This is a genomic window from Streptomyces ruber, from assembly GCF_014648075.1.
Taxonomy (GTDB): domain Bacteria; phylum Actinomycetota; class Actinomycetes; order Streptomycetales; family Streptomycetaceae; genus Streptomyces; species Streptomyces ruber.
The window spans coordinates 381,833-397,994 of the sequence record NZ_BMQK01000003.1 but is presented as its reverse complement, the minus strand read 5'-3'; the positions used below and the strand labels follow the sequence as shown (position 1 = coordinate 397,994).

Sequence of the window (16,162 nt, the reverse complement as noted above, 5' to 3'; positions counted from 1 at the left end):
CATCCACCGCAGCCGGTACACCCACCGCATCCACCACATCCCTGCCCTCCCCGGCCACGAGAAGAGACGGGCCCGTGCCCGAGCCCGACAAGGAGACGACGGTGACGTCCCAGCACACCCTCCAGACCCGCGACCTCGGTCTCGGCTACGGAGAGCGCGAGATCATCTCCGGTCTCGACGTGGACCTGCCGCCCGGGCGCTTCACCGTCGTCGTCGGCCCGAACGCCTGCGGCAAGTCCACGCTGCTGCGGGCCATGGCACGGCTGCTGGCCCCGACGGCGGGCCAGGTCCTCCTGGACGGCAGGGACATCCACGCGACGCCCACCAGACAGGTGGCCTCCGCCCTCGGTGTGCTGCCGCAGACGCCGCTGGCGCCCGACGCCATCACCGTCTCCGACCTCGTCGGCCGCGGCCGTTACCCGCACCAGGGCTGGTTCCGCCGCTGGACGGCGGCCGACAGCGAGGCCGTCGCCGCGGCCATGCTCGCCACCGACGTGCTGGACCTCGCCGACCGGTCCGTGGACGAGCTGTCCGGCGGCCAGCGCCAGCGCGTGTGGATCGCGATGGCCCTCGCCCAGGAGACGGACATCCTCCTCCTCGACGAACCCACCACCTACCTGGACATCAGCCACCAGCTCGACGTGCTGGACCTGCTGACCGACCTCAACCGGGACCGCGGCGTCACCCTCGCCGTCGTGCTGCACGACCTGAACATGGCCTGCCGCTACGCCGACCACCTGATCGCCATGAAGGCGGGACGCGTCGTCGCCGAGGGCGCGCCCTCCGACGTCGTCACCGAGTCGCTGGTGCGCGAGGTGTTCGGACTGCGCTCCACGGTGATCCCGGACCCGGCGTCCGGCACACCGATGGTCGTTCCCCTCGGCCGGCACCACGCCGGCCCTTCGCTCCCCGGTGAGCTCTCCCGGTGAGCTCTCCCGGTGAGCTCTCCCAGTGAGCTCACAGCGATCTCTCAGTGATTCTCAGTGATCTCTCAGTGACACGGACAGAAAGAACGAGCATGTTCGCGCATCTCTCCCTCCCCGGCGGCCGTGGTCTGCGGCGCCTGGCCACCGGCACCACGGCCGTCGCCCTCCTCGGCGCGCTCGCGGCCTGCGGCTCCTCCGACGACTCGGCCGACGCCGCCGGCTCCTCGGCCCCGGCCGGCTCCTCGGACTCCTCCGGCGCCTTCCCCGCGAAGGTCGAGACGAAGTTCGGCACCGTCACCGTCGAGTCCGAGCCCAAGCGGGTCGTCGCGCTCGGCTGGGGCGACGCCGAGACCGCCCTGGCCCTCGGCGTGCAGCCGGTCGGCCAGAGCGACTGGCTGGCCTTCGGCGGCGACGGTGTCGGCCCGTGGGCGAAGGACCTCTACGACAAGAGCCCCGAGACGATCGGCACCCTGGAGCCCGAGTACGAGAAGATCGCGGCGCTCAAGCCCGACCTGATCCTCGACACCAAGTCCAGCGGCGACCGGACGCGGTACGACACACTGAGCAAGATCGCGCCGACCATCGGCGTCCCCGAGGGCGGCGACCAGTACAAGACCGGCTGGAAGCAGCAGACCACCATGGTCGCCCAGGCGCTCGGCGTCGCCGACGAGGGCGAGAAGCTCGTCGCCGACACCGAGAAGAAGTTCACGGCCGCGGCCGAGGAGCACCCGGAGTTCAAGGGCAGGACCATCACCGTGGGGTCGCGCACCTCGGCCGGCTGGGGCGCCTACGTCCACGGCACGGACCGGGTCGACTTCGTCGAGCAGCTCGGGTTCGAGAACAACCCCGAGATCGAGGCCGAGGCCGGCGAGGGCTTCTCCGTGACGGTCTCGGAGGAGAACCTGCAGAAGCTCGACGCGGACCTGATGGTGATGGCGCCGATCGGCATCGACGCCTCGAAGATCTCGGACGACCCGCTGTACAAGGCGCTGCCGGCGGTGAAGGACGGGCGCGACGTCGTCCTGGACGACTCCGACATCAGCCAGGCGTTCGCCACCAACTCGGTGCTGTCCATCGGCTACGCGCTCGACAAGGTCGTGCCGCTGTTCGCCGACGCGCTGAAGTAGGCACATGACGGAGGGGCCCGGCCGGTGCACCGGCCGGGCCCCTCCGTCATGTCCCGCGGTCAGAACGCCGTGAGCGTCAGCCGGACGCCGGTGGGCGCCGTGTCCTGGATGTACGAGGCGAAGTCGGCCACGTCGTCGAAGGCGAAGCCGTACGCCCGGCCGTCCTCGGTGGCCTCGTGGATCGCCTTCGAGTAGTGGTTGGTCAGGGCCGTCCGGTAGAAGGCCGAGGCGTCGGTCGTGGGCTGGGCCGGGTGGCTGATCAGGGTCGAGCGGTTGAACCCGGCGCCGAGGACCGCGGCCACGGGGCCGGTGGTGCCGTCGTTGGGGGCGGCGAGATTGCCGTCGCAGAACAGGACGTCCCGGGTGGACGGCTTGGCGAACGAGACCGCGGCGGGCCCGTCGAAGGTGAACCGGTCCCCGCGCACCCGGCCGGTGAAGGTGCCCGCGTTGGTGGTGACGGTGAGGTCCTTGCCCGTGTAGGTGCTCCACACCTCGTCGATGTACGGGGCGAGGTAGTCCTTGGCGAAGATGCCGGCGTCGAGTCCGTGACCGGGGGCGATGATGCGGGTGTCGTCCACCACCAGGTCCGCGAAGCCCTCGGCCCGCCGTACGGCCTCGAAGGCGGCCGCGCGTCCGCCGTCGCGCAGGGTGCCCGTCGTCTGGTCCCGGGAGCCGGTCAGCCGGATGGCGAGCGGCACGCTGAACATGTCGACCATGGTCGTGTTGCAGAACATGCCGGCCGAGTTGTAGGTGAACTCGGCGCAGTCGTGGAGCACCCCGTAGTTGGGGTCGGACGTCACCCAGCCCGCCGGGTACTGCAGGGCCGCGTTGCCGTTGCCGTCCGTGACCGCCTTGAACTTGAGCTTCTGTCCCAGCGCCACGTAGATCCGGCCCGACATGTAGGGCAGCGAGATGTTCGTCTCGCCGCTGCCCGCCAGGCTGATCGCGTAGTCGGTGAAGCCGTCCGCGCCGTTGTCGGAGGCGGAGATCGGCGCGAGCGTCCCCTCGGGCGTCAGCCGCACCTGCTTGCCGTCCTGGTTGCCCACGACGTAGACGTGCACGGACGCGTTGTCGAACGAGCCGCTGTCGTTGACGATCGTCAGCGGAAGGGCACCCGCCGCGGCCTTCGTGCGCGCGTTCCCGTTCCCGGTCTGGCCCGCGAGGGCGTGGGGGGCCACCGCGGCGACGGCGGGGACGGCCACGGCCGCGCCGCCCAGGGCGAAAAGCATCTTGCGGCGGCCGAGGGTGCGCTGGTGACGAGCTGTCATGAGGGGGTGTCTCCTTGGTGCTCGCGTGCATCGGTGTGGGGGGACGGAGGGGACGGACGGGCGCGCGGCGGAGGGGTGAGAGCGCTCTCCGGTACGCGCCGGCGGTGCCGACCGATCTTGATGCTACGCACGGCAGTTGGATCGGCCAACCGGCCGACGGACCCCCAAAAACCTTCTGACCTGCGCTTACTTGAGAATGCCCGGCCACCACAGGGATGCTTAACCCGCGCTTAGGGATCGCTTAAGGCGTTGTGCGGGGGTACGCGCTCCGGGTCCAGGGCGCGCCGCCTCACCACTCCCCTCGCTCCGCACGACGTCGTGAGAGGAAGTGAGTCGCCCGGTGACCGCCCCGCCTCCCCGGCGGACCGTTCGTCCCGAGCCGTCGCCCCCGTCGTCGCGCTGTGCCGGCCGGCCGTCTTCTCCGGCGGCATGGACGTCGACAGCCACGGCGCCGTGCTGCCGCACCCGCTCGACGGTCCCGGTCCCGGCTCCTCCGCCGGCACCCTCACCGACCGGCTGGGCCGTTCGGCGCCCAGGCGACGGGGTACGCCGCCACGGCCGGGGTGTACGCGCCCGGCGAGCGCGCCACGGGTCCCGGCCGGGTGACCGGCGTGGGCCGCACCGGTGCGGTCGTCGGACCCTGGCCGGGCGGCGTGGTGCCCGCGGGCGGCGACGGGCCCTCGGGACGCGCCGGCCGGGGCCGCGGGCCGGCCCGCCCACAGCGGTCCGACGGCCGGTCACGGCCGCTGTCCCGCACGCCGGCCCCGACCGCATCGACGCAGGCCGTGCGCCATGTCGGACGGGGCGGTGCGGGACCCGGCAGGCGGAATGTGGCAGCGTGGACCCGCTCCGGACGATCACCCGGTCCACCGCCCGGCGCGCCGCCCGGACGGGACCACCGCCGGGGCAGGACCCCGAGGAAAGTACCGAAAGACCCGAAGAGGAGACCTCATGTCGAAGCCGCCGCTCCCCGAGGCCGCGGTAGCCCTGCTGCAGAAGCCCAACCCGGCGGTCGTCGCCACCGTACGGTCCGACGGGCACCCGGTGTCCACGGCCACCTGGTACCTCTGGGAGGACGGCCGGGTGCTCATCAACATGGACGAGGGCCGCAAGCGGCTGGACCATCTGCGCGCCGACCCGCGGATCACGCTGACCGTCCTCGCCGAGGACGACTGGTACACCCATGTGACCCTCATCGGCCGGGTCGCCGAGATGCGCGAGGACGAGGACCTGTCCGGCATCGACCGGCTGTCCGAGCACTACACCGGCAAGCCGTACCCGCAGCGCGACCGCGGCCGGGTCAACGCCTGGATCGAGATCGAGCGCTGGCACGGCTGGGGCGCCCACCGGGACAGCGACCAGGCGACCGGCTGACCCTCCCGCCGGGGCCGGGCCGTGCGGTTCGACGGCCCGGCCCCGGCGTGTTCCCGCTTCCGCGCGGGCGACCGGGGCGGCCGGCCGGCGCCCCTCCCCCGGCGCCGGCGCCCGTCCGGCCCCCCGCGCGGGGCGCCACACGGACCGTTCCCCGAACACGCTTTTCCGTATGCCGTGTTTGCGCATTTTGTCCGCTTAGCATGCAGGGGCCGACACCCAGGACGGCGTGGCCGTGCGACGCGTCCCGGGGCACGGACCGCGTCCGTCCCGTACGAGAGGACATCAGATGGCGCCCAAGGGCCGTCGCGGACCCCTGTTCGAGCACGCCTTCTCCCCGCAGGACGCCGTGCTGCGCGACGCGTCCCGGCGTCTCGGGCGCCGCCGGTTCCTGACCGTCTCCGCCGCGGCCGCCGCGCTCGCCTTCGGCGCCGGGGCACCGGCCCGGGGCGCCTCCGCCGCCCGCGAGCGCCCCGCCGCCCGCATCACCGACAACCCCTTCACCCTCGGTGTCGCCTCCGGCGACCCCCTGCCCGACTCTGTGGTGCTGTGGACACGGCTCGCCCCGCAGCCGTTCGAGCCGGACGGCGGCCTGGGGCAGGAGCGCGTCGCCGTCTCCTGGGAGGTGGCCCTCGACGAGTTCTTCCTCTTCACCGCGCAGCGCGGGGTCGCCCAGGCCCACCCGGAGTACGGCCACAGCGTGCACGTCGACGTGCAGGGGCTCGACCCGGGGACCGAGTACCACTACCGGTTCCGGGTCGGCACCTGGTTCAGCCCGGCCGGACGCACCCGCACCGCGCCCGCGGCGGGCACCGCCCCGAAGGGCCTGCGGCTCGCCGCCGTCTCCTGCCAGGCGTACCACGACGGGTACTTCACGGCGCACCGGCACCTCGCCGAGGACGACGTGGACGTCGTCGTGCACGTCGGTGACTACCTGTACGAGTACGCCGTGGACCCGGCGGGCGGCGCCCGCGGCTACACCGACGTCGAGCTGCCCGACGTCTTCAACCGCGAGACCGAGACCCTCGCCGACTACCGGCTGCGGTACGCGCTCTACAAGGCGGACCCCGACCTCCAGGCGGTGCACGCGGCCCACCCCTTCGTCCTCACCTGGGACGACCACGAGACCGAGAACAACTACGCGGGCGCCGCCGACGAGAAGGGCGGCCCGGCGGAGGCCTTCCTGATCCGGCGGGCCGCCGCGTACCGGGCCTACTGGGAGAACCAGCCGCTGCGCGAGGCCCAGCGGCCCGACGGACCCGACGCCCGGCTGTACCGCCGGCTCCACTGGGGCACGCTCGCCCAGCTCGACGTGCTCGACACCCGTCAGTACCGTTCCGACCAGGCCTACGGCGGCGGCCCGCACGCCCCGGGGCCGGAGTCCGACGACGCGGCCCGCACCATCACCGGCGTCGCGCAGGAGCGCTGGCTGGCGGACGGCTGGAAGGCCTCGACCGCCGTGTGGAACGTGATGCCGCAGCAGGTGTGCTTCTCGCAGCGCAGGTTCGGCACGGCGGCGGACGCGAACGTCTCCATGGACGCCTGGGACGGCTACCGCGCCTCGCGCAAGCGGGTGACGGCCGCGGCCACGGCCGCCGGGGTCGAGAACTGGCTGGTCCTCACGGGCGACGTCCATGTGGGGTACGCCTTCGACATCAAGGAGAACTTCGACGACCCGGCGTCCCGGACGGTGGGCACGGAGATCACCACCACCTCCGTCACGAGCGGGCGGGACGGCACGGAACGGCCGTCCGACTGGGCGACGTACATGGCGGCCAACCCCCACCTGAAGTGGTACGACGGGCGTCGCGGCTATGTGCGCGTCGAGCTGGGGGCGAAGGAGGCGCGGGCCGACTTCAAGGTGGTGCCCGCCGTGACGAAGCCCGGCGCGTCCATCACGACGGCCGCCTCCTTCGTGACCGAGGCGGGCGCCCCCGGGCTCAACCCCGCCTGACGTACTGCACTTGGCGACCTCTCGCGTCTCCCAACTCGTGAAAGCGCGGTCCGATCGACATTTTTCATGACAGTTACGGCAACAGTGCAACCGTCCGGAGACATCGACGGATCCAGGGCACTTCCCACCGCTATCGAAGGAGACAACACGCATGGTCCACAGACACGCGGTGGCGGGGCGTCGTGCCGCCCTCACCGTACTCGGCACGCTGGTCCTCACCGGGCTGCCCCCGGCCATGGCGGCGGACCCGCCGCCGACCCCCGCACAGGTGCCCTCCGCCGCCCGGACGCTCGGCGCCGACAGACCGTCGGCGGAGACCCTGCGCGCGCTCCAGCACGACCTCGGCCTGACGCCGGACCAGGCGGCGGCGCGGCTGGTCAACGAGGCGGAGGCGGGCACCCGGGCGGGCCGTCTGCACAACACGCTGGGCACCCGCTTCGCGGGCGCCTGGGTCGGCGGGACGACGTCCGCGGAGCTGACCGTCGCGACGACCGACGCCGCCGACGCCCCCGCCATCGAGGCCCAGGGCGCGAAGGCCGCGGTCGTCCGGTCGTCGCTGGGCGAGCTGCGGTCCGTCAAGGCGAAGCTGGACGCGGCGGCCGCCCGTGTCAGCACCCAGGACACCCCCGTCTGGTACGTCGACGTGCCGGCGAACCGGGTGATGGTGCAGGCGACGAGCCGTCCGGCCGCGGACGCCTTCCTCCGGGCCGCGGGCGTGCCGGACCGGGACGTGGGCGTCCGGGTGTCGGCGACCCGGCCGCGCGCCCTGGAGGACCTCCGCGGCGGCGACGGCTACTACATCGAGAACGCCACGCGCTGCTCCGTCGGGTTCTCCGTCATGTCGAGCGCGCAGTCGGGTGCCGTGGCGGCGGACGGGACGCAGGGCTTCGTCACCGCGGGGCACTGCGGCAAGACGGGCCAGAAGACCACCGGGTACAACAAGACCGACCTGGGCACGTTCCAGGCCTCCACCTTCCCCGGCAAGGACATGTCGTGGGTGGGCGCCAACAGCACCTGGACCCCGAAACCCGAGGTCAAGGGGCTGGGGGGCTCGATGGTGCAGGTGACCGGCTCGACGGAGTCGCTCGTCGGGTCGGCGGTCTGCCGGTCCGGCTCCACCACGGGATGGCACTGCGGGCTGATCGAGCAGCACGACGTCAGCGTCAGCTACGGCCAGGGCACCGTGGACGGCCTGAGCCAGACCACGGTGTGCGCCGAACCGGGCGACTCCGGCGGGTCCTTCATCGCGGGGTCCCAGGCCCAGGGGGTGACCTCCGGCGGTTCCGGCGACTGCACGTCCGGCGGGACCACGTACTACCAGCCGGTCAATCCCATCCTCCAGGACTTCGGCCTGACCCTGATGACGAGCACCGGCTCCGTCGAGACGCCGGCACCGCAGGAGGGCGGGGCGGCCGACAGCTGGGCCACGAGCCGCGTCTACCCGGTCGGGGCGACGGTGACGTACGGCGGTGTGCGGTACCAGTGCCTGCAGGCCCACCAGGCGCAGGGCGCGTGGGCGCCCGCCGGCACCCCCGCGCTGTGGCAGCGCCTGTGAGCCGGACCGGGCGCTAGTCCTCGGCGAGCAGCGCGTACGCGGCGGTGACGAACGGGTCGTGGGCGCGGAAGCGGCGGGTGCACAGCGCGGCCACGGCCGTCGCCGTGTCCGGCCGGAAGCCGAGGAAGGCCTGCTGGCCGAGGGTCGCCCCGGCGTGGAAGTACATCGGCCCGCCGTCGGACGGGTGCCGGAACCACGTCATCGTGTGCGTCTCCCGGCGCCCCCGGCCGCGCCGCAGGACGGGGCGCCGCACCGCCTGCAGCGCGCCGCCCAGCGGTGACCCGGCCGGGTCGAGGTGGGCCTCGAGGAAGGTGAGCAGGTCGGCCGGCGTGGCCCGCACGGCGCCGGCCGCCTGGAAGCCACCCGTGACCAGCGCGGGCACGGGGGTGCGCCCGTCCCTGCGGTGCCCGGTGGCGTCGGTGCCCGCGCCGCCGGGCCGCAGGGCGGTGCCGTCCAGTCCGAGCGGGCGCAGGACGCGGCCGGTGAGCAGGTCCTCCCACGGGGTGCCGGTCACCGCGGCGAGCGCGTGGCCGAGCACGGCGACGCCGTAGTTGGAGTAGCACCAGCGGGTACCGGGCCGGCGCCGCGGCCGGTGCCGCAGGAAGGCGCCGATCACCCGGTCGTCGGGATAGCGCGCGTAGGGGTTGGTGCGCCAGACGGGCAGGGCCCGGAGGAAGAAGCCGGCCGGCAGGGCGGGCAGCCCCGACGTGTGGGTGACGAGGTGCGCGAGCGTGATGGGGGCCGGGCCGGGGCGGTGGGCCGGGTCGAGGCAGACGGCGGCCGGTTCGCTCCCGGTCAGCGGGCCGTCGTGGATCAGCCGTGCGAGCAGCAGCCCGGTGAACGTCTTGGACGCCGATCCGATCTCGTACCGCAGCTCCTCGCGGGCGGCCGGCGGGGGCGGGGCCGTGCCGCCGCTGTGGACGGTGCGCCGGCCGTGCCGGGAGACGGCGACGACGACGTCGGGGGCGTCGGCCGCGGCCACGGTGGCGGCGAGCCGCTGCCGCAGCCGGGCGCCGCCGGGGTCCGCGCCCGTACCCGGCGCGCGGGCCGGAGGGCGTGCGTCGTCGGGGTCGAGCCGGTCGCCCGGCCAGGGAGCGGTCGTGCCGGTCATGAGGCGGAGGCGACGGGCGTCAGCCGGGACAGCGCGCGGGAGGTGGCGAGGACGGAGGCGAAGGCGGCGACCAGGGTGGGGTGGTAGACCATGTCGAACACGTCTTCGGCGCTGCCCTCGGGCATCGTCCGGACGGCCGGCATGGCGCCGTCGGGCTGCTGGGCGGCGGCGAAGCCCTCCCAGGCCCGCTCGTCCAGGGTGGGGTCGGGCAGACAGGCGTCCACCACGAGCAGTTCGCCGAGCAGGTCCCAGCGCCGCAGGTCCAGCCAGTCGTCGAGCCACACCGGCAGCCAGGTGCCGAGGTAGTCGGCGAGGGCGGGCGGCAGGCCGTCCTGGTTCTCGCCCCAGTCGGTGAGGTGGAAGACGCAGTGGGTGATGTCGTAGCCGATGTGCCCCTCGACCGTCCAGGGTTCGGGCCGGCGGGCCAGCCAGGTCGTGTGCACGACGTCGGCCTCGGGCGGCCGGGGCTCCAGGCCGAAGCGGCGCTGGAACGCGGACATCCCGAGGCGCCGGGTCGGCGTCAGCTCGTAGGCGGCCCAGCTGCCGAGGCGGTGGTTCAGCACGGTGGCCCGCTCCAGCTCGGGCTGGCTGTACCCGAGTTCCTTGAACGGCAGGTAGACCTCGAACGGGACGGGCGAGAGCGGTTCCGTCCGCTGGCCGCGCACCAGCATGCGGCCGCCGTCCAGGGTGTGCCGCCAGGCGTGGTCGAGCAGCTGGCGCGCCAGCTGGGCCTGCTGGGAGCCGGCCACCCCCTCGCGGAACAGCACCTTGCAGACCAGTGCCAGTTCGCCGACCGGCTTGAAGCGTTCCAGGAAGCCGGTCTCCGGGTCCGCCTCGGGCTCCAGCCGGAACCCGTCGCGGTGGTTCCACAGCCACTCGATGGCGCCGACGCCGACGTCGTGGATCAGGCCGGTTGCGGTCATCCCCGTGCTCCTTGCGCTTGTGGGTGCCGCCGTGGCGCGTCGCCGGTGCGGGTGTCCGGGCGGCCGAGGGTGAGTGCGGCGGCGAAGGCCGCCATCAGGGTGGAGTGGTAGGCGGCGGAGAAGTCCCGGCCCCGGTCGTCCCCGGCGGGCCCGTCCGTCGCGGGGCCGTCACCGCCCCCGGGGCCTTTGTCCCGCTCGGGCAGGGCGCCGGTCGTGTGCTGCGCCGCCGCTATCCGGGCCCAGGCGTCCTGGAGCGTCACCGCGTCGAGCGGCCGCGGCAGGGTCGCGGCCACGGCGAGCAGCTCGCAGCTCAGGTCCCAGTCCCGGGCCTCCAGACAGGAGTCGAGCCAGGGCGGCAGCCAGTCCGCCAGGTACGCCGCGAGGGCGGAGGGCATGCCGTGCGCGGCGCGGCCCCAGTCGGTGAGGTGGAAGACCACATGGGTCAGCTGGTAACCGGAGGAGCGTTCGAAGGTCCACGGTTCGGACAGGCCGCCGAGCCAGGTCCGCGCCACGGCCTCGGGTCCCGGCTCGGGCCGGTGGATGCCGCTGCGCCGCTCGGCCATCCGCACCCCGAGCCGGCGGGTCGGCTGCTGCTCGACCAGCCGCCAGCCGCGGGTACGGGCCACCGCGGCGGCGGCCGACTCGTACCCCGGGTGCCGCAGCCCCGCCGAGGCGAAGGGGGCGTACACCTCCAGCGGATAGGTCGCGAACGGTTCCAGCCGCTGGAGCTGGAGGAAGAGCGCGCCGTGGCGGGTCTGCCGCCACGCGAACGCCAGCAGGTCGGACACGCAACGGTGCACGGGGTCCGTGGGCGCGGTGTGCCGGCGTACGCTCACGCACACCTGGGCCAGTTCTCCCAAAGGTTTCCACGTGCTGTTCACGCGGCCCTCGGCGGCCAGCGCGTCCTCTCCCAGGCCGAAGTCGTCCCGGTGCTCGGTCACCCAGGCCAGCGCGGCCTCCTCCACCTCCCTGGCCTGCCGGGCGCCCGCCCCCGTCACACCGGCGCTCCGGCCCGCATCAGCTGGGCCGCCCGTACCTGGAGGGCCACACGCTGGTCGTCGCCGCCCATGAGCGCGACGAAGTCGAGTCCGGACTCCAGGCCGAGCGTGTCCGGGACCCCCTCCAGCAGGGTGAGCCAGCGGCCCGCGCCCGCCGCCTGGAGCCAGTCCCTGCGGCGCACCGCGCGGACGAATCCCCGGGCGACGTCCACGGGACGGCGCCGGGCGGCGCGGGCCACCGCGCTGTCCTCGCTGCCGGGCACCGCGAGCGGCGCCAGCACCGCCAGCTGATGGGTCAGCACCTGCCAGGTGACGCCGTCGAGCCAGCCGGCGTCGGGCTGGGCGTCCCCGGCCCCCGCGGACGGTCCCGCGGCGGAGCGGGCAGCGGCCGCGTCGATCCCGCGCAGCGCGCGGGACATGCCCCAGTGACTCCACAGCAGGGTGGGCGCGGCGCCGGAACCGGGCGGGTAGGCCGCCATGGCCTTCTTGAACAGGGCGAGTTCACCGGCGTCGGGCGGCGTGCGCAGCAGGACGTGCGGCAGCAGCGCGTCGGCGCCCAGCACCCGCACCGCCGCCAGGGTGAGGTCCGCCTCGGCGCCGTCCGTCGCGTCCGTCGCGTACGAGCACCAGGTGCCGGACTCGCGGGTGTGGTCCCCGTCCCGGAGGACGGAGACCACACCGGAAGCGAGATCCTGCACCGCGCCCTGCAACAGGGTCGTAGTGCCTGACTGCTTCATTCAGCTGCTCCCGTCGACGTCGATCCCGCCGGCCGCACTACTTCTTCGGACGCGGGGTCGGGGGCGACAGCAGGAGCTTGCCGGTCCCCTCGACGAGAGCGAGGGCGGCGCACTCACGGCTGTCACGGAAGACGCCCTCCGTTTCCACGGGGTCGAGCGCTGCTTCGATGTCGGCATCCTGGACGCCGGTGACTTCGGTGATCACGTTCTCGGTGGTGAAAGACATACCATCGCCTCCTTTGGGGGCTTTGCCGAGTACCCTCTCGCTCCAGTTTGAACGCATGTGGGCAGAAGGCGCAAAATATCCCTTGCGCACAATTTGTCCTGCTTGTAAAGCTCTGGACGGCATACGGAGCAACGCGCCGTCCGGTCCGGTGCACATCACGTTCACATCACGCCACCTTTCGCGCCGCGCGCGCGGGGCACCCGCTGATGCGGCACACACTGAGGGGTGGGATGACGTGATCATCATCGTTGCCGTTCTGCTGCTGCCCGCCATGTGGGGACTGCTGCTCGGCATGACCTGGTGGGAAGACCGCCTGTTCGACGAAGCCGCGGCCGGGACGCCGCGGCACGCCCGCGTACGGCACCATCTGCGGCTGATACGCGGCGGACGCGACACGCGGGAGAACCCGGTGGGCGTTCCGGTGCGGCAGCGCGACGCCGCCTGAGCCGCGTCGCCGCCACCCGCTCCCCGGGTGTCCGCCTCCCGGGAAGCCGCTGCTCCCTGGCGGACCCGTGAGCGGGTCCGCCAGGGAGCAGCGGCTTCCGGCGCCGTCCGGCGTTACGGCCCTTCCACCCGGCGCCGGTCCTCCTCGTCCCACGCCTTGGTGTCGCGCGGCTCGGCGTACGGCTCCTCGTCCGCCGGGTGACCGCCCGCGATCGCCCGCTGCCGGACGGTCTCCGCGTCGAACTCCAGGCCCAGCAGGATCGCCAGGTTGCTGATCCAGAGCCAGATCAGGAAGACGATGACACCCGCCATCGTGCCGTACGTCTTGTTGTACGAGCCGAAGTTGGCCACGTAGAACGCGAACCCGGCGGAGGCGATCAACCAGATCACCAGGGCCAGGAAGCTGCCCGGCGAGATCCACCGGAAGCCCTTCACCTTGGCGTTCGGGGCGGCCCAGTACAGGATCGCGATCATGAAGGTGACCAGGAGCACCAGCACGGGCCACTTGGCGATCGACCACACCGTCAGCGCGGTGTCCCCGATGCCCAGCGCGGCACCGGCCTGCCGGGCGATCCCGCCGGTGAAGACGACGATCAGGGCGCTGAGCACGGCCATCACCATCAGCAGGACGGTCACGCCGACGCGCACCGGGAGGACCTTCCACACCGGGCGGCCCTCGGGCATGTCGTACACGGCGTTGGCGCTGCGGATGAAGGCGGCGACGTACCCGGAGGCCGACCAGACGGCCAGCACCAGACCGACGACGGCCATGACCGAACCGATGCCGCCGTTGCCCCGCAGCTGCTCGACGGCGTCCGTGATGATGTCGCGGGCGGACCCCGGGGCGAGCTGCTGGAGGTTGTCCATCACCTCGTCGGTGGCGGACTTACCCGCGACCCCCAGCAGGGACACCAGCACGAGCAGGGCGGGGAACAGCGCCAGCACGCCGTAGTACGTCAGGGCCGCGGCGCGGTCGGTCAGCTCGTCGTCCTGGAACTCCTTCAGTGTCCCCTTCAGCACCGCCAGCCACGAGCGCTTCGGCAGCTGCACGGGCGAGTCGGGGGCCCGCTCCTCCACCTCGGGGTCGGGTCCGACGCGATCGGCGGTGCCGTCCTCGGAGGCACCGGGAGGCGCGGGCTCCGCCCCGTCTCCGTCCTGGTGCCGCCTGTGCATGAGTTTCGTCAGCCGAGACATGTGCGGGCGAGTATCCCCGGTTCACGGGTTCACGCGGCCCCGCCGCTCACCGCCGCCCGGGGCCGTCCGGCCGGTCAGGGCAGGATGGAGTCGACGTACCCGCCGTCCACGCGCAGCGCGCCGCCGGTCGTGGCCGAGGCCTGGTCGGAGGCGAGGTAGACGACCATGTTGGCGATCTCCTCGGGCTCGATGAGGCGCTGCAGCAGGGACTGCGGCCGGTGCTCGCGCATGAACACGCGCTGGGCCTCGTCCCAGGGCAGCTCACGGTCGACGAGCTCGTACACGAAGTCCTCGACCCCGCCGGTGTGCGTGGGACCCGCGATGACGGAGTTGACCGTGACCCCGGTGCCGGCGGCCTGCTTGGCGAAGCCCCGGCTCACCGCGAGCAGCGCCGTCTTGGACATGCCGTAGTGGATCATCTCGGCGGGGACGACCACCGCCGAGTCGCTGGCGATGTACTGGACGCGGCCCCAGCCCCGCTCCGTCATCCCGGGCAGGAAGAGGCGGGTGAGGCGCACGGCCGCGAGGACGTTGACCTCGAAGTAGCGCCGCCACTCCTCGTCGGTGATCTCCAGGGGGTTCCTGGCCCCGAAGATGCCGAGGTTGTTGACGAGGACGTCCACCTCGGGCAGCGTCTCCGCCACCCGGTTCGCGCCCTCCTCGGTGCTCACGTCCGCGGGAACCGGTACGAACGTGCCGCCGGGCACCTCCCGCGCCAGGTCGGCGACCGCCTGCTCCACCCGCTCGGGGGTGCGGCCGTTGACGGCCACCCGCGCGCCCGACCGGGCGAGCGCGGCGGCGATCGCGGCGCCGATGCCCTGGGTGGAGCCGGTGACCAGCGCGGTACGGCCCTTCAGATCGATGTTCATGACGGTGCACAGCCTTTCCGCGTACCTGCGTGTGTCCGCGTCCGTGTTTCCGGTTCGCGACGAACGAGACTTTAGTTGCATGCGCGGGTAAATGCAAGCGCCGCAAGTGTGCGTACGCATATCAGCCTTCGCGGCCGCCTGTCCGACGTACGGGCCGGAAAGGGGGCGTGCGCGCAACAACCGTCCGCCGTCCCGGTGTTGGCTGCGCCGACCACGTCCCACGACACCCATGTGCGCAGGTCGGAAACCTGCCACCGGACGGGGCCCGTACTGGCGGACCGCGTTCGAAGTGAGAGGATGACTGCCGTGGTGAGGCCGCTGCCCCGCCGGTGAGGCGAGGCACCAGACCCGAGGAGCACCCCGACTCGTGCACGATGCACCGATCTACGCCCAACTGATACGGGAACGTGGCGACATACCGCTGCAGACCCGCGAGGAAGCCCGCCGCATCCAGCGCGAGCTCGAACGGGTCCTCAACACGGACACGGGCCTTCCTCCGAGACCCGGCGCCCCCTCGGCCCCGGCGCTGCCGCCTTCCGGCTCGAACTCCGGCGGCGGCTGGTTCTCCTGAACCGCACCCGCCGACGAGGCGACCGGGCTTCCGGACATGCCGTGGCCCCCGTCCCTGGGACGGGGGCCACGAGCACGACTGCCGGCGGTTCCGTACGACGCGGGGAAGAGCCGCGGGGAGAAGCCGGTACGGGGAACTCAGCGCCGGAAGGCGTCCTTCGTCTTCTCCTTGGCCTGACGCGCGTCGCCCTTCGACTGCTCCGCACGGCCCTCGGCGGTCATCCGCTCGTTGCCCACGGCGCGGCCGACCGTCTCCTTGGCCTTGCCCTTGGCCTGCTCCATCTTGCTCTTGGCCTTCTGGTCACCAGCCACAGTTCTTCACTCCAGAAGTGGTCGACTATGCGTTGCCGGTGAGTCGGGTGACCGCTGCCGCCGCACCCAAACCCGGGAAGTTCCCGGCGTGTCGGCACCGGCCGGCCGGGAACCCGTCCGGCCCGCACGCCGAGGCAGAGGCAGAGGAGGCCGTGATGTCCGAGTTCGAGATGACGAAGACGGTGGCGGCGCCGGCGCGGACGGTGTTCGCCGAGGTGAGCGACCTGGGCGAGATCAGCCGCTGGATGTCGCCGTCGTTCCGCTTCCACGCCGAGGACCCGCCCGCCGTGACGGTGGTCGAGCCGCCGGAGCACCGCGGGGAACCGGCCCTGGTCCGGGTCTCCCAGAATCAGATGCGCGTCGAGTGGGGCACCCGGGAGTCCGGCGACTACGCCGGGTGGCTCCAGGTGGAGGGGACGGGCGAGGCGCCCAGCGAGGTGATCCTCCATCTCTCGTTCTTCGCCGGGGAGCCGCCGCGCCAGGAGGTGGAGGACGCCCTGCGGCGCAGCCTGGACCGGCTGGGCGAACTCGCCGAACAGGAGTCGGGCGGCCGGGCCTGAACCCGTACCACGGGGAA

At 73.0% G+C, this 16,162-nt stretch carries 17 protein-coding genes; 8 read left to right on the top strand and 9 right to left on the bottom strand.

The window, feature by feature from the left end; translation table 11 throughout:
* Positions 1-101: 101 nt before the first annotated feature.
* Both IEZ04_RS10020 and IEZ04_RS10015 read left to right on the top strand, forming a co-directional pair.
* Complete coding sequence (locus IEZ04_RS10020; RefSeq protein WP_189216644.1) at positions 102-929, top strand: ABC transporter ATP-binding protein; 828 nt, start codon at positions 102-104, stop codon at positions 927-929.
* 89 nt (positions 930-1,018) lie between these two features.
* Complete coding sequence (locus IEZ04_RS10015; RefSeq protein ID WP_189216377.1) at positions 1,019-2,053, top strand: iron-siderophore ABC transporter substrate-binding protein; 1,035 nt, start codon at positions 1,019-1,021, stop codon at positions 2,051-2,053.
* Positions 2,054-2,112: 59 nt separating this feature from the next.
* On the opposite strand, the gene IEZ04_RS10010 is transcribed toward IEZ04_RS10015, so the two are convergent.
* Entirely contained in the window at positions 2,113-3,321 is a 1,209-nt protein-coding gene (locus IEZ04_RS10010; RefSeq protein ID WP_189216376.1) for a glycoside hydrolase family 64 protein, read from the bottom strand.
* A 951-nt stretch (positions 3,322-4,272) separates the two neighbouring features.
* Here IEZ04_RS10010 and IEZ04_RS10005 point away from each other — a divergent pair.
* The 3 genes from IEZ04_RS10005 to IEZ04_RS09995 all read left to right on the top strand — a co-directional run bounded on the left by IEZ04_RS10005 (position 4,273) and on the right by IEZ04_RS09995 (position 8,201).
* Complete coding sequence (locus IEZ04_RS10005; RefSeq protein WP_189216375.1) at positions 4,273-4,695, top strand: PPOX class F420-dependent oxidoreductase; 423 nt, start codon at positions 4,273-4,275, stop codon at positions 4,693-4,695.
* Between the two features lie 286 nt (positions 4,696-4,981).
* On the top strand, positions 4,982-6,646 hold the full coding sequence (locus tag IEZ04_RS10000; protein WP_189216374.1) for an alkaline phosphatase D family protein: 1,665 nt from the start codon (positions 4,982-4,984) through the stop codon (positions 6,644-6,646).
* Between the two features lie 151 nt (positions 6,647-6,797).
* Positions 6,798-8,201, top strand: coding sequence for an alpha-lytic protease prodomain-containing protein (locus tag IEZ04_RS09995; protein ID WP_189216373.1), 1,404 nt, complete (start codon positions 6,798-6,800; stop codon positions 8,199-8,201).
* A gap of 13 nt (positions 8,202-8,214) precedes the next feature.
* Here IEZ04_RS09995 and IEZ04_RS09990 read toward each other — a convergent pair whose 3' ends face one another.
* Genes IEZ04_RS09990 through IEZ04_RS09970 form a run of 5 tightly spaced genes read right to left on the bottom strand, consistent with a single transcriptional unit; the run spans position 8,215 to position 12,196 of the window.
* The gene (locus IEZ04_RS09990) at positions 8,215-9,312 is read right to left on the bottom strand and encodes a serine hydrolase domain-containing protein (RefSeq protein WP_189216372.1); all 1,098 of its coding nucleotides are present in this window, start codon (positions 9,310-9,312) and stop codon (positions 8,215-8,217) included.
* On the bottom strand, positions 9,309-10,235 hold the full coding sequence (locus IEZ04_RS09985; RefSeq protein ID WP_189216371.1) for a DUF6895 family protein: 927 nt from the start codon (positions 10,233-10,235) through the stop codon (positions 9,309-9,311). The genes IEZ04_RS09990 and IEZ04_RS09985 overlap by 4 nt, the downstream gene beginning before the upstream one ends.
* Complete coding sequence (locus IEZ04_RS09980) at positions 10,232-11,233, bottom strand: DUF6895 family protein (RefSeq protein ID WP_189216370.1); 1,002 nt, start codon at positions 11,231-11,233, stop codon at positions 10,232-10,234. Before IEZ04_RS09980 ends, IEZ04_RS09985 begins: the two co-directional genes overlap by 4 nt.
* Positions 11,230-11,970, bottom strand: coding sequence for a hypothetical protein (locus IEZ04_RS09975; protein WP_189216369.1), 741 nt, complete (start codon positions 11,968-11,970; stop codon positions 11,230-11,232). Before IEZ04_RS09975 ends, IEZ04_RS09980 begins: the two co-directional genes overlap by 4 nt.
* Positions 11,971-12,007: 37 nt before the next feature.
* Entirely contained in the window at positions 12,008-12,196 is a 189-nt protein-coding gene (locus IEZ04_RS09970; protein WP_189216368.1) for a hypothetical protein, read from the bottom strand.
* 235 nt (positions 12,197-12,431) lie between these two features.
* Between IEZ04_RS09970 and IEZ04_RS09965 the strand changes: the two genes are divergently transcribed.
* The gene (locus tag IEZ04_RS09965) at positions 12,432-12,641 is read left to right on the top strand and encodes a hypothetical protein (RefSeq protein ID WP_189216367.1); all 210 of its coding nucleotides are present in this window, start codon (positions 12,432-12,434) and stop codon (positions 12,639-12,641) included.
* A 113-nt stretch (positions 12,642-12,754) separates the two neighbouring features.
* On the opposite strand, the gene IEZ04_RS09960 is transcribed toward IEZ04_RS09965, so the two are convergent.
* Positions 12,755-13,834: a YihY/virulence factor BrkB family protein gene (locus tag IEZ04_RS09960; RefSeq protein ID WP_189216366.1), complete on the bottom strand. Its 1,080-nt coding sequence runs from the start codon at positions 13,832-13,834 to the stop codon at positions 12,755-12,757.
* Between the two features lie 74 nt (positions 13,835-13,908).
* Positions 13,909-14,703: an SDR family NAD(P)-dependent oxidoreductase gene (locus tag IEZ04_RS09955; protein WP_189216365.1), complete on the bottom strand. Its 795-nt coding sequence runs from the start codon at positions 14,701-14,703 to the stop codon at positions 13,909-13,911.
* A 367-nt stretch (positions 14,704-15,070) separates the two neighbouring features.
* Between IEZ04_RS09955 and IEZ04_RS09950 the strand changes: the two genes are divergently transcribed.
* A complete protein-coding gene (locus IEZ04_RS09950; RefSeq protein ID WP_189216364.1) occupies positions 15,071-15,274 on the top strand; it encodes a hypothetical protein in 204 nt (67 codons plus the stop codon).
* Positions 15,275-15,411: 137 nt separating this feature from the next.
* Here IEZ04_RS09950 and IEZ04_RS09945 read toward each other — a convergent pair whose 3' ends face one another.
* Positions 15,412-15,585, bottom strand: coding sequence for a CsbD family protein (locus IEZ04_RS09945; protein WP_189216363.1), 174 nt, complete (start codon positions 15,583-15,585; stop codon positions 15,412-15,414).
* A gap of 155 nt (positions 15,586-15,740) precedes the next feature.
* On the opposite strand from IEZ04_RS09945, the gene IEZ04_RS09940 reads away from it, so the two are divergent.
* A complete protein-coding gene (locus IEZ04_RS09940; protein ID WP_189216362.1) occupies positions 15,741-16,145 on the top strand; it encodes an SRPBCC family protein in 405 nt (134 codons plus the stop codon).
* Positions 16,146-16,162 lie beyond the last annotated feature (17 nt).